At 42.0% G+C, this 12,840-nt stretch carries 15 protein-coding genes; 4 read left to right on the forward strand and 11 right to left on the reverse strand.

Annotated features, from left to right (window positions below; all coding sequences use genetic code 11):
- Positions 1-12: 12 nt before the first annotated feature.
- From atpH to V7P40_RS05885, 6 genes are read right to left on the reverse strand one after another with little or no spacing between them, the layout of a single operon-like run.
- On the reverse strand, positions 13-537 hold the full coding sequence (gene atpH, locus V7P40_RS05860) for an ATP synthase F1 subunit delta (protein WP_333785044.1): 525 nt from the start codon (positions 535-537) through the stop codon (positions 13-15).
- Positions 534-1,034: an ATP synthase F0 subunit B gene (locus V7P40_RS05865; RefSeq protein ID WP_333785045.1), complete on the reverse strand. Its 501-nt coding sequence runs from the start codon at positions 1,032-1,034 to the stop codon at positions 534-536. Before V7P40_RS05865 ends, atpH begins: the two co-directional genes overlap by 4 nt.
- 1 nt (position 1,035) lies before the next feature.
- Positions 1,036-1,476, reverse strand: a complete 441-nt coding sequence (locus V7P40_RS05870) for an ATP synthase F0 subunit B (RefSeq protein WP_333785046.1) — start codon at positions 1,474-1,476, stop codon at positions 1,036-1,038.
- Between the two features lie 24 nt (positions 1,477-1,500).
- Positions 1,501-1,944 (reverse strand): ribose 5-phosphate isomerase B, encoded by a 444-nt coding sequence (gene rpiB / locus V7P40_RS05875; RefSeq protein ID WP_333785047.1) that lies wholly within the window; start codon positions 1,942-1,944, stop codon positions 1,501-1,503.
- Positions 1,941-3,356 carry an Asp-tRNA(Asn)/Glu-tRNA(Gln) amidotransferase subunit GatB gene (gene gatB, locus V7P40_RS05880; RefSeq protein ID WP_333785048.1) on the reverse strand — a complete coding sequence of 472 codons (1,416 nt, stop codon included), beginning with the start codon at positions 3,354-3,356 and terminating at the stop codon, positions 1,941-1,943. Before gatB ends, rpiB begins: the two co-directional genes overlap by 4 nt.
- Before the next feature lie 10 nt (positions 3,357-3,366).
- Positions 3,367-3,957 carry a hypothetical protein gene (locus tag V7P40_RS05885; RefSeq protein ID WP_333785049.1) on the reverse strand — a complete coding sequence of 197 codons (591 nt, stop codon included), beginning with the start codon at positions 3,955-3,957 and terminating at the stop codon, positions 3,367-3,369.
- A gap of 215 nt (positions 3,958-4,172) precedes the next feature.
- Here V7P40_RS05885 and thiS point away from each other — a divergent pair, with 215 nt between their 5' ends.
- Positions 4,173-4,379: a sulfur carrier protein ThiS gene (gene thiS, locus V7P40_RS05890; RefSeq protein ID WP_333785050.1), complete on the forward strand. Its 207-nt coding sequence runs from the start codon at positions 4,173-4,175 to the stop codon at positions 4,377-4,379.
- Between the two features lie 2 nt (positions 4,380-4,381).
- On the opposite strand, the gene V7P40_RS05895 is transcribed toward thiS, so the two are convergent.
- From V7P40_RS05895 to atpD, 5 genes are all read right to left on the reverse strand, one after another.
- On the reverse strand, positions 4,382-5,884 hold the full coding sequence (locus V7P40_RS05895; RefSeq protein WP_333785051.1) for a sodium-dependent transporter: 1,503 nt from the start codon (positions 5,882-5,884) through the stop codon (positions 4,382-4,384).
- Between the two features lie 3 nt (positions 5,885-5,887).
- Complete coding sequence (locus V7P40_RS05900) at positions 5,888-6,637, reverse strand: DsbC family protein (protein ID WP_333785052.1); 750 nt, start codon at positions 6,635-6,637, stop codon at positions 5,888-5,890.
- A gap of 94 nt (positions 6,638-6,731) precedes the next feature.
- Complete coding sequence (locus tag V7P40_RS05905) at positions 6,732-6,875, reverse strand: hypothetical protein (RefSeq protein WP_333785053.1); 144 nt, start codon at positions 6,873-6,875, stop codon at positions 6,732-6,734.
- Between the two features lie 67 nt (positions 6,876-6,942).
- Positions 6,943-7,707 (reverse strand): ribonuclease PH, encoded by a 765-nt coding sequence (gene rph, locus V7P40_RS05910; RefSeq protein WP_333785054.1) that lies wholly within the window; start codon positions 7,705-7,707, stop codon positions 6,943-6,945.
- Positions 7,704-9,125: a F0F1 ATP synthase subunit beta gene (atpD, locus tag V7P40_RS05915; RefSeq protein WP_333785055.1), complete on the reverse strand. Its 1,422-nt coding sequence runs from the start codon at positions 9,123-9,125 to the stop codon at positions 7,704-7,706. Before atpD ends, rph begins: the two co-directional genes overlap by 4 nt.
- A 44-nt stretch (positions 9,126-9,169) precedes the next feature.
- Here atpD and V7P40_RS05920 point away from each other — a divergent pair, with 44 nt between their 5' ends.
- The 3 genes from V7P40_RS05920 (at position 9,170) to fabD (ending at position 12,833) form a co-directional block, all read left to right on the forward strand.
- On the forward strand, positions 9,170-9,487 hold the full coding sequence (locus V7P40_RS05920) for an MTH1187 family thiamine-binding protein (RefSeq protein ID WP_333785056.1): 318 nt from the start codon (positions 9,170-9,172) through the stop codon (positions 9,485-9,487).
- Positions 9,484-11,817, forward strand: coding sequence for an ATP-binding protein (locus tag V7P40_RS05925; RefSeq protein ID WP_333785057.1), 2,334 nt, complete (start codon positions 9,484-9,486; stop codon positions 11,815-11,817). Before V7P40_RS05920 ends, V7P40_RS05925 begins: the two co-directional genes overlap by 4 nt.
- A gap of 83 nt (positions 11,818-11,900) precedes the next feature.
- Positions 11,901-12,833 carry an ACP S-malonyltransferase gene (gene fabD / locus V7P40_RS05930; RefSeq protein ID WP_333785058.1) on the forward strand — a complete coding sequence of 311 codons (933 nt, stop codon included), beginning with the start codon at positions 11,901-11,903 and terminating at the stop codon, positions 12,831-12,833.
- Positions 12,834-12,840: the final 7 nt, after the last annotated feature.

Raw genomic sequence — 12,840 nt, forward strand, 5'->3', positions numbered from 1 at the left:
TTGGATATTCCATCATACAAACCTCTCTAAAACGCGTTTAACAGAGGCGTCTATAACCATACCAGAGGTTTTAACTACAAAACCACCTATTAGGGATGGGTCCTCTAAGACCTCAAACTCAAGCTCTCTGTTGAGAGATTGTTTTATCTTTGCCATTACAGATTGAAGAGTATCATCGTCCACCCTCTTTGCCACTATCAGGAACGCTTTTGAAAGCTTCAGAAATTTCTCCATTTCATAATCATATACCCTCTTTATTTCACCTAACATTGGAATGGCGTTTAGCTCCACTAAGTGGTTGATAAATTCCCCTACTTCAGAAGGCATGGAGAATTTTTTTGAAAGCTCGGTTAGGTATACTATTTTCTTTTCATTGGGTACCTTTGGATTGAGAACAAAGTCCCTAAACAGCTTTTCTTTTTTGTACAGATCGTACACAAAACCCAAAAAATTGGAGCCCTGAACTAAAAGGACTCTATCTTTTGAAAGCTTGTTCATAAAGACTTTTGCAAGCTTTTTTGCTAATTCTTTGTTCATTGTCTTGCCTCCATCTTCCTAATGCTCTTTTCTATGTACCTTCTTTGCAGGTCTGGATTTTGAAAGTCCTCAGCAAGCTTCTTGATTGCCAGCTCCTTAGCTTTCTGCATGCCATACCTTAACAGCTCTTCTTTTGCCTTTTTGGTTTCCAGCTCTATGCTTTCTCGCGCTTTTTCTTTGATCCTAATTACTATCTCATCCACCTTGTTTATCTCCTCTTCTTTTATCTGTTGTGCAGTTTGTTCTGCAAGCTTTATCTGTTCTACATGACGCCTTTTTGCATCTTCGTATTCAAGCTTTGCCTTCTCCAAAGCTTCCTTTGCCTGCTTTAGCTCTTTTTCTGACCCTTCCAGATTTTCCGTAAGCTTCAAAAAGAAAGACCTAAAAGCCTCTCCTATAGGTCTTTTCCCAAAGTAATAGACTATTGCTAGGAAAAGCAGTATGTTAAAACCTTTCCATACGAGCTCTAAGGTGTGATGCCCTTCTGCCATTGCCATATTAGGCTGCCTCCTCTTCTATTTTTTGGACTATACTTTTTGCTATTTCTTCTATCCTTTCCTCAAGCTTTGCTTTCTCTATGTTCAATGCTTCCCTTATTTCTTTCACGCTCCGCTCTATTTCTTTTTGAACTTCTTCTTCAGCCTGAGCTATTTTTTCCGCTTTTATTCTTTCTACTTCTCTCTTTGCCTTCTCCAGGATCTCTTTGGAAGTTAAGCTTGCCCTTTCTATCTCCTGTTTAGCCAATTCCAAGAAGTGGTTTGCTTCCTCTTGAAGTTTTTTCGCTTCTTCGTAGTTTTTGCGGATGAGATTTTCTCTGCTCTCTATAACTTCGCTGTATGGCTTGGTAAGTATTTGCCTAACGATGAATAAAAAGATCAAAAATAAGACTGCTTGTATAAACAAGGTTATGTTGGGATACAGAGCTTGTTGGATATCCATAACTTCCTCCTCTTTAACATTTTATCACAAGCCTTTTTCTATCTCCTCTATTAGTTTTATTCTTTCTTGATGCCTTCCACCTTCAAAGCTCGCGCTCAGCCAGGCTTCCACTATGGAAAGAGCTAACTCGTCTCCCACAACTCTGTCTCCTAAGCACAATATATTAGCATCGTTGTGCATTCTACTCATCCTAGCCATGTATTCGTTCAAACAAAGGGCTGCTCGTATGCCTGGAAACTTATTTGCTGCGATAGACATTCCTATTCCGCTTCCACATATGAGAATTCCGTAATCTGCCCTTTTTTCCTGAACGGCTTTTGCTACCTCCTTTGCAAAGATAGGATAATGGGTAGAATCTGTAGAGTTTGTGCCAAAATCTAAAACCTCGTAGCCTTTTGAAAGAATAAATTCCTTTATCTTTTCTTTCAATCTAAAACCTGCATGGTCTGAACCTATAGCTATTCTCATTTGGATATCACCTCAGATATGAGCTTATTCACAAGCTGGGGGTTAGCTTTGCCCTTTGTGGCTTTCATGACCTGACCAACAAAAAAGCCTATAAGTTTATCCTCTCCAGACTTTAGCCTTTGGTATTCGTTGGGATGGGCGTTAAACACCTGTTGAACTACTTCCCGAATGGTATTTTCATCACTTACCTGTTTCAAACCTTTCTTTTCCACTATGGTCTGCGGGTCCTCTCCACTTACAAACATTTCTGAAAGCACCTCTTTCCCAAGCTTTGACGATAGAACCCCTTCCTTAATCAGCTTTACAAGCTGAGCCAGCCTCTCAGGGCTTACGGGTGATTGCTCTATACTCAAATTTCTCTCCCTTAAAAGACCAAAAAGATCGTTCAGTAGCCAGTTGGAAGTAAGCTTTGGATCCTTATCGTAGAAAGAAAGAGAAGCCTCAAAAAAGTCCCCCGCCTCCTTTATATCTGTCAATACCTTGGCCTCGTACGGCGTTAATGCATATTCTCTTATAAACCTTTCCAACCTTTGATGAGGCAGCTCAGGCATACTGTTTTTTATCTCCTCTATCCATTCTTTGCTTACAACTAAAGGCAGAAGGTCCGGGTCTGGGAAGTATCTGTAATCTTCTGCCTCTTCTTTTGTGCGCATGGGATGGGTTAGCCCTGTAGATGGATCAAAGGTTCTGGTCTCTTGCACTATCTTTCCACCGGACAGAAGAATTTTAGTTTGTCTTTTTATCTCGCTCTCTATGGCTTTTTGCACAAACCTAAAGGAATTTACGTTCTTTATCTCCACCTTAGTGCCCAAATCTTTTGAGCCCTTTGGTCTTAGAGACAGGTTTATATCGCACCTTAGCTGACCTTTTTCCATGTCTGCCTTTGACACACCAGCGTAGCGGAGAGTGTTCCTGAGCGTTTCTAAAAACTCTCTTGCCATCTCTGGCGAGTCTATGTCTGGCTCGGTGACGATCTCTATTAGAGGTGTTCCAGCTCTGTTTAAATCCACGTAAGTCTTGCTTCCCTCATGGATGTTTTTCCCAGCATCCTCCTCAAGATGCAACCTTCTTATCCTAACTCTTTTTCCGTTTACCTCCACCCATCCATCTGTAGCTAATGGCTGCTCATACTGAGATATCTGGTAACCTTTTGGAAGGTCTGGGTAGAAGTAATTTTTCCTTGCAAATACAGAAAACTCATGAACTTTGCAATTAAGGGCTAATGCTGCTCTTATGGCGTACTCTACAGCCTTTTTGTTTACCACTGGCAGGCTTCCCGGCAGACCAAGACACACTGGACACACTAAGGTGTTTGGCTCTGCTCCAAACTCCACAGGACAAGAACAGAACATTTTAGTTTTGGTGTCAAGCTGAACGTGTATCTCAAGTCCTATAACTGGTTCAAACTCCATACGTTTTATTTTAATCCTTTTGCTTTCTACAGTAATCCAGTTCCAACTTTAAAGAAGAAATCTCCTTTTCCTTCTCCAACAAAAGTCTTTGAGTTTCTACGTCCTTCTGTGCTAGCTCAAGCTCTTTTTCCTTTAGCCTATTTTCTAACTTACTAATTTCTTTTTCTTTTTCCCTTAGTTCCTTCTTCAGCTGTTCTATTAAAACCTTTTGTTCTTCTCTTTCTTCCGCAGCCTTTTTGATGAGTTCAATCTCTTTTTCTTTCACGGCCAGTAGGGTATATAGGCTGGAAAGTTCATGAAAAAGCTCTTCCTTCTGTCGATCCTTTTGCATCAACATCTCAAGATAGGTGGCTATTAAACTACCCTCAAACCCAGACTTTAGCTTTTCCAGATTGCTGGAGATGTTTAACTCCGTCTTTGTTCGCTCTTCGTTCTTTTGAGTTAAAAACTCGTACTCTTCTCTTGGAATTAAAACATACCAAATGCCGTCCTCCCCCCTCTCTCCAGGGACCACGCCAGCCCTTATGCGGTTTTTCACGGTGTTTAAAGACACTCCTATCAGGTTTGCATATTCACTTGCCTTTAATTTGACAGCATCCATTTGACACCTCCTTTTACAGTATTTCTAGCACACTGATATCAATGATATCAAATTGTATGCCCGGATGTCAAAGTATTTATAGGCTTGAGGTTAATATAATTGCCATTATATTAGCAGATGGAGAAAGGGAATAACCCTTTTGACTTACCTTTATGCTTATGCTATTGGTTAATTTCTCACCCGACGTATAGAACTTTTTCTTATAATAATTAACCATGAAACTTTATGTAAACGGTGAAGAAACAGATGTTCCAGAGGGTATTACCCTTGCGCAATTGGTTGAGCTTAAGGGTATAAGGGTCAGAGAAGTAGGTTTTGCTATTTCTGTAAATGAAGAGGTGATCCCAAAGTCAAGGTATAACGAATACAAACTCTCAGAAGGTGATAGGGTGGAGATAGTTCATATAGTAGGTGGTGGCTGAAACTACATATGTGGACCTGAAAGGTATCTCCTTCTGCTTTCCACAGAGAAGAAGGCTATGAGTAATATGATGAATATAACAAAGGCTCGTGATATGACTATGCCTGGGTCAGTTTGAGAAAGGACCTTAGGTAGTTGGACTACACCCCAGAAGTAAAGCAAAAGTACCAGAAACAAAGGAGAAACCACAGCGTAGAAATAAACTAATCCTTTTGGTATTTTTATAAAACTGTTTGTGTTTAGTTCTCTGTGAAAGTTATGAACTCCGAAAATCCAAACAAAAACGATAATTTCCAATAGTCCAAAAAATACAAGCATGAGAGTACCAGCCCAAAAATCCACGTCGTCTATAAAGCCAGGCACAAAAGCGGAGAGAAAGGCACCAAAGCTTACTATAATCATCGACACATTCACCGCTTTAGTATGGCTCCATCTCATCTCATCTTCCAAAAGAGCTACCAAGGGTTGAATCAAAGCAAGGGATGAGGTAAGCGCTGCTATAAATAAAAGAAAGAACCACACGGTAGAAAGTAAGCTACCTATTGGTAAAGACATCAGTATGGCAGGCATGGTCATGAAACCCAGCCTAAAGGTTCCTTCCTTTGCCAGCTCTGGCACGCTCGTAGCTCCAAAAACTGCAAAGGCTGCAGGTATGGCTATGCTTGCACCTATAACAACCTCCACAAACTCGTTTAGACCTGCGGTATATAGCCCAGCTTTTACCACATCGTCATTTTTCTTTACGTAGCTAGCATAGGTAGCTATCGCACCCATTCCCAAGGAAAGGGTAAAGAATATTTGCCCCGAGGCTTCCAGCCACACCTGAGGGTCTGCCAATCTTGAAAAATCGGGCTTGTATATAAACAAAAGCCCCTCTAAACCCTTCCAGCCGTTCATGCTTAAGGATACTACACCAAGGAAAATGCCCATAGTCACGAGGAGGGGAAGACCATACTTGGCTGTTAGCTCTATACCCTTGACCACACCCCTCTTAAGTATTATCCAGTTAATTATTAAGGTTATCAACAGAAAGACTATAGCTATAACCGAAGGTTTGGTGTATTCTCTAAAGAAGGACACATAAGGCTCCATAGCTACCTTTGGGTCTGTGGAAACCACAGGATCAGGCATTTGACCAAACAAGGACATAAAGGCAAAGCCTAAAGTCCAGGACTCTATGTATATGTAATAACTAACAATTAGTATGGGTATGGATACACCTATGGACCCTAGGACTCTTGAACCGTAAGAGTGGTTAAAGAATGAACCTATTATGCCAGTCATAGAACCGTGTCCCTTTGCGCCAGCGTACCTGCCTACAACCCACTCTATGAGCATAAGAGGTATTCCAAGGAGAAAGAGGGCCACAAAGTATGGAATCATAAAGGCTCCGCCGCCGTATAAAGCTACCTTAGACGGGAATCTAAGCAGATTTCCTAGACCTATTGCATTTCCTGCTGCAGCAAATATCAGACCTACTTTTGTCTTCCAAGTCTCCCTATTCATTTTTTAGTTAATCAGTTTGTTTAAATCTTCATCCGTGGGTAAACCAGAGTGAATCCTGCCGTTAGAACCTATAAAAGTAGGTGTGCCGTTTATACCAAACCTTTCCGCGAGAGCTAAGTTTCCTTCCACCTTCCTTTTACCTTCTTCGCATTGATTGTTGGATTTATAGCCGTTCTTGTATTCTTCCCAACCTTTTTTATCGCATATCAAGGACACAGACTTCGGAAAGGCATCAGGATGTATAGGCAGAGGAAAGAGGACTACCCTCACCTCCACACCCTTCTCCTGTGCCCACTTTTCTACTATAGGCTCAGATCTCTTGCAGAAAGGACAGTCTGGGTCTGTGAACATGTATATAAACTTACCTGAGGATTTCTGCCCAAAGGTAAAGTCTGTGTGCTTTTCAAGCTCTTTGAGCTGATCTTGGCTTACTTTCATAAACTCCTGCTGTCTTTCCCTTGTGATGTTCTTTTTGTCTGCCAGACTTATCAAATTTCCAGCCATTAAATACTTCATTTCTTTGTCTGTGTAGAAGACCAGTGGTTGGGGACCTACTTTAATCACCACCTCACACAGACCTGGTATGGCCTGCAGTGTTTGCACTGACTCTACCTTGAACTCCTGCGGAATAAGATCCTTTACCCCAGCCTTTATTTTATCCTCAGTAGGGCAAGCTTTAGTTTGCTGACAGCTTACCATCCCACCAAAAGCTCCCAAAATTATTCCCAACGCAGCTACTTTTTTCTTCATCATAACCTCCTCCTTTAATTATAAGCTATTAACCTTCTGAACATATAATCTCACGTCAAACTTTCTCTCCAATCCCGCAGGGCTCATAGGTCTTATTTTACCTAAAACTTTCCGTTCCTGAATGGGTTCTTGCCTGTTCCAGCTCTTCCAAGGAGTATATTGCTTCCCTCTCATCCTTTTGGTGTTCCTGCAGGCTTTGCTTTGCCCATTGGGGAATGCCTTTGTAGGAGTTGTAATTCAACTCTCTCCGAGGCTGTTTTGGTTTAGCTTCTTAACCCTGTGCTCCAATCCATTCACGCTAAATAAAATTATTCCAGCTTAGCTTCCTTTATATTTTTCCTAAGCCAAAGGTTGCCCCTGATTTCAAAAAAGCTCTTTTGAAGCTCTATAAGCTGTTTTATACCACCCATAGCTAAAGCGAACATTTTTTCAAACTGTTCTTTAGTAAAAGTGTGCTCTTCTCCCAACGCTTGGATCTCCGATATTTTACCGTCCGCAGTGGCTACCAAGTTCATATCAACCTTAGCCTCTGAGTCTTCCTCAAAGTTAAGGTCCAAAAGAACTTCATCCCCCACTATACCCACGCTCACAGCAGCTACGAAGTCTTTTATGGGAGTGGAGTTCAAAACTCCATCGTTGTATAGCTTTATCACTGCATCCGCCAATGCAACAAAGGCACCAGTTATTGCAGCAGTCCTTGTGCCTCCATCTGCTTGTAAAACATCGCAATCTATCCAGAAGGTTCTTTCTCCAACCTTTGTAAGATCCAAAGCAGTGCGCATAGCTCTTCCGATTATACGCTGTATCTCATGCGTTCTACCACCAATCTTTCCCAAAACCGATTCTCTTATGTTTCTCGTCTGTCCAGCCCTGGGAAGCATGGAGTATTCGGCGGTTATCCAACCTTGCCCCTTGCCCTTTAAAAAGGGAGGGACACCATCCTGAACTGAGACGGTGCATATAACCTTTGTATTTCCAAACTCTACCAAAACAGACCCTTCGGGGTATTTAAGATAATCTCTTTGGATTCTTACAGGCCTTAGCTCGTTGGGCTTTCTCCCGTCCTTTCTCAAACCTTGGCTCCCATAGCCTTAGCCTTTTCCACCACCTCCTCTATGGTGCCAACCATGTAGAATGCCATCTCGGGAAGATGGTCATACTTGCCAGTCAGGATCTCTTTAAAGCTCCTTATGTTGTCTTCAAGCTTTACGTACTTTCCTGGCATGCCGGTGAACTGCTCCGCCACGTGGAAAGGCTGAGCCAAGAACCTTTGAATTCTCCTTGCCCTGTTAACTATAGCTTTATCCTCCTCAGATAGCTCCTCCATTCCCAGTATGGCTATTATTTCCTGAAGCTCTTTGTATCTTTGAAGAACCCTTTTAACTTCCATAGCAGTCTCGTAATGCTCTGTTCCCACAAACTCCGGTGCTAAGTATTTAGATGTAGATTCAAGAGGATCAACCGCTGGATATATACCAAGCTCTGCTAGCCTTCTGGCAAGGACTGTAGTTGCATCCAAGTGAGCAAAGACCGAGTAAGGGGCTGGATCCGTTATGTCGTCCGCTGGCACATAAACCGCCTGAATGGATGTAAGAGAACCTTTCTTTGTAGAGGTTATCCTCTCCTGCACTTCACCTACGTCCGTGTTTAGTGTAGGTTGATAACCAACTGCAGATGGAAGCCTGCCAAGCAGTGTAGAAACTTCAGAGCCAGCCTGCACAAAGCGGAATATGTTGTCTATAAAAACAAGCACGTCTTGACCTTCTACGTCTCTGAAGTATTCGGCCATGGTTATGCCAGTTTGGGCCACTCTAAACCTAACACCCGGTGGCTCGTTCATCTGACCGTAGACCATCACCGTATAAGGAAGAACTCCTGACTCTTTCATTTCGTGCCAAAGGTCGTTTCCTTCCCTCGTCCTTTCGCCCACGCCTATAACCACAGAAAAACCCTTGTGGAACTTGGCAATGTTGTGTATGAGCTCTTGCATTAGGACTGTCTTTCCAACTCCAGCACCACCAAAGAGTCCGACCTTTCCACCCTTTACATAGGGCTCCAGAAGGTCTACGACCTTTATACCAGTTTCTAATATCTCCACCTTTGTGGATTGTTCCTCCAAAGGTGGTGGCTCTCTAAACATTGGCCAATACTCTTGTGCATTCACGGGTCCCGCTTCATCTATAGGCTGACCTACCACGTTGAATATCCTTCCAAGGGTAGCTCTTCCTACAGGCACCTTAATAGGTCCTCCTAAGTATTCCACCTCTTGTCCTCTTACCAAACCATCTGTAGGGCCCATAGCCACTGTTCTAACCCTACTCTCCCCTATGTGCTGCGCAACCTCAAAGAATAACTCCTCCTGAGCCCAATTACCTCTGTCGTCTATAAAGCGCCTTATGGTTTTTAAACCGTGTCTTATTGGGGGCAGTTCTTTTTCAGAAAATTCTACGTCCACAACTGCTCCTATTACTTGAACTATTTTTCCTTTCATTTTCTCCTCCTGAGTGTTTATTTTACCATAAAATATTAAATGCCATGAGTATTCTGGTATTTGTAAGCATGACCCCTTTAGGTAAAGAAGAGAGTGTGAGTAAATATGTAGCAAGGGTAGTGGATGTAGTAGACAAATCAGGACTACCTTACGTGCTTACACCTATGGGAACTATCGTGGAAGGTGAAAGTTGGGAAGAGGTAATGGAAGTCTTAAAAAGGGGTTTTGACGAGCTAAGGAAGGATTGCCCCAGAATATCCATAACTATGAAGATAGATTATAGAGAAGGTAAGTCGGGCAGGCTGGTTTCCAAGGTAAAATCTGTGGAGGAAAAACTGGGTAGAGAGATTAAAAAATTGTGAGTGTAAGAAAGTTAAGTAGAAAAGACTTAGAGTACGGTTACGTCTATAAAATTTCAACAGCCGAAGTAGAACCAGAAGAAGTGTTTCTAAAGCAGGATAGAGTGGAAAGAGCTTTTGATCTGGCTCTTAGCACAAACAGCGAAGGTTATAACATTTTTATTTCCGGTCCAGAAAGCGTAGGGAGGACTACCTACGCATTGAGAAGGCTGAAAGAAAAAGCAAAAAAGGAGCCTGTTCCCGAAGATCTTTGCTACGTGTATAACTTTGATGACCCATTGCGTCCAAAGTATCTACTTCTGCCTGCTGGAGTTGGAAAGGGTTTTGTAGAAGAAGTGGAGAGGATCATAGAATTGCTTAAAACAGAGATGCCTAAGGCTTTTGAGAGCAAGGAATACGAAGAAGAAGTTGCAAAAATAACGAAAGAGGTAGAGAAAAAGAAAGAAGAAATATTAACAAAATTGGCAAGGGAGGCAGAAGCAAAAAACCTGGGAGTTGTGATTACTCCAATGGGTATAAAGCTTCTACCTATAATCGGTAAACGGATAGTGGACGAGCCCGAATTGTTTGCTAATCCAAGAATTCAGGAAAGCTTTGAAAGAAATCTATCAGAATTTGAAGAACGATTTAGGGATTACATGAGAGAACTCAGGGAAACAGACCATCAACTCGTGGAGAGGTTGAGTGAGCTTAAGGAAAGGGTAGCAAATTTTGTAGTTGAAAAGTTGTTCTCAAAGTGTGAGGAAAAGTACTGTAAATACCCCACTATAGCTGAATTTTTGGAAAAGTTAAAAAGGGAGATTGTAAAGAGCGTGGACCTTTTCCTTGCATGGAAAGGTGCTGTTGGGAATACTCCGATGTTAACTCACTTAGAGAAAGCTTTTAGAAAATTCAAGATAAACCTGATTGTAGATAACTCAGGTTTAGAAGGCGCACCTGTAATCTACGAAGAAGTGCCATCCTTTCAAAGTCTCTTTGGGAGCATTTCCTACAGCATGGAAATGGGTGTGCTGTATGCAGATCACACAAGCATAAAAGCTGGAAGTTTACACAAAGCCAGAGGCGGGTACCTATTACTCAGAGTGTCTGACCTTCTGAAAAACTATTTCCTTTGGGATGCATTCAAGAAGGCGATCATGCACTCCAAGGTGCATATCCCAGGTTACGCTGTTGAAGATTTCTTTTTTTCTTACGTTGGTATAACCCCAGAGCCCATACCCATTCGTTTAAAGGTAATTCTTATAGGAGATTACCTAACCTACCAACTACTTTCCCTTTATGATCCTGAGTTTAGAAGACTTTTTAAGATCAAGGCAGAATTTGACCCGGTGGTAGATTTAGACCAAGAGGTTTATGATAAATTCCCACGCTTGGTAAAAAAGATAATACAAGATGAAGGTATAAAAGATTTAGAACCTGAGGCCCTATCCGAGCTGTTCAAGCACGCCGTAACACTCTCAGGAAGCACCAAAAAAATCAACGTAGTTATGGGAGACATAGTGGATATTATGAGAGAGGCTAATGCCTTTACCAAGGAGGATAAACTGATAAGAAGAGAACATATAAAGAGGGCGATAGAAGAAAAGTTCTATAGGTCAAACTTAATAGAGGAAAAAATAAGGAAAGCCATTGTAGAAGGTAAGATAATCTGTTCGGTAAAAGGGAAAAGTGTGGGACAGGTAAACGGGCTTAGCGTTTATGAGCTTGGAGACATCAGCTTTGGAAAACCAACAAGAATTACCGCTTCTGTTTATCCTGGCGAAAAGGGTGTGGTAAGTATTGAAAAAGAAGTAGCACTAAGTGGTCCAATCCACTCAAAGGCTGTTCTAACACTCAGCGGATACTTATACGGAAAATACGGTAAAGACAAACCTCTTTATCTTTCCTGCACCCTTTCTTTTGAGCAATCTTACGAAGAAGTAGAGGGAGATAGTGCTTCTGTAGCTGAGCTTTTAGCCATTCTCTCTGCCATAGCAGAAGTGCCAATAAGGCAAGACATAGCGGTCACAGGTTCAATAGACCAATTTGGAAACGTTCAACCGGTAGGAGCTATTAAGGAGAAGGTGGAGGGATTTTACAAAATTTGCAAAGCGCTGGGCTTTACAGGCACGCAGGGAGTAATAGTGCCGTCCAAAAACTGGGAAAACTTAGTTCTGTCGGATGAGGTTTTGGAAAGCACAGAAAAGGGTGAGTTTCACGTATACCTTATAGACACCATAGACGACGCAATTGAGTTATTGACAGAGATGAAGGCTGAAAAGTTTCACAAACTTGCGAATAAAAGACTCTTGGAATTTTATAGGAGGATAAATCTTAAGAAGGGTAGAGCTTAGAATCTTTTTGTTAGCCTTGCTAATAAAGCTTTGTGATATACTACTGAATGTTTTTTTTTTAAGATCTTGCAGGGTAAAAAGCCATGAGAAAAATAGCTTATGTATTTCCTGGACAGGGTTCTCAGTACGTTGGAATGGGCTACGATTTTTACAGAGAATTTCCAACTGCAAGGGACGTTTTTCACTCTGCAGAAAAAGCACTCAGATACGACCTTCCCAGTATAGTATTCAAAGGTCCCGAGGAGGAGTTAAACAAAACTATAAACACTCAGCCAGCCATTCTGACAACTTCCATAGCTATTTATAAAGTAATGGTAGAGCTTGGCTTTCCAAAACCAGACGTGGTGGCTGGACACTCTTTGGGAGAATACTCTGCCCTTGTGGTTGCGGGGGGAGTTGAGCTATTTGAAGCGGTAAGGCTGGCTCACATAAGGGCAAAGCTCATGCAGGAGGGCGTTCCAGAAGGAAAGGGTGCCATGGCGGCAATACTCAAACTCTCCCCAGAAAAAGTAGAAGAAGTTTGCAGACAAGCCAGCGAGTATGGAGTGGTAGAACCAGCCAATTACAACTCTCCAGAGCAGACGGTTATATCTGGAGAAAAATCCGCAGTAGAAAAAGCTATGGAAATAGCCAAGCATATGGGAGGCAAAGCTATCCCTCTAAAGGTTTCTGTCCCATCCCACTGTTCTTTGATGAAAGGACCGGCAGATGCCTTCAGACTAAAACTTGCCCAAACTCCCATAAAAAACCTTTCCATTCCCTTAGTGCAAAACTACACCGCAAGAGAGCACACGATGGCTCACGAAGTTAGAGAAAATCTATACCGCCAGCTGTTTTCACCTGTAAGGTGGTATCAAAGCGTGCAGTACATGGTAGAAAAGCTTGGAGTGGGTGTGTTTGTAGAAATAGGTCCAAAGAACGTGCTTTCTAAACTAATCCAGCAAACAGTTAGTGGTGTTTTAGTTTTCAACATAGAAAAGGTGGAAGATTTAGAAAAGGTCAGAAAAGCCTTATGATAAAATA

Source organism: Thermocrinis sp. (assembly GCF_036781485.1).
GTDB lineage: Bacteria > Aquificota > Aquificia > Aquificales > Aquificaceae > Thermocrinis.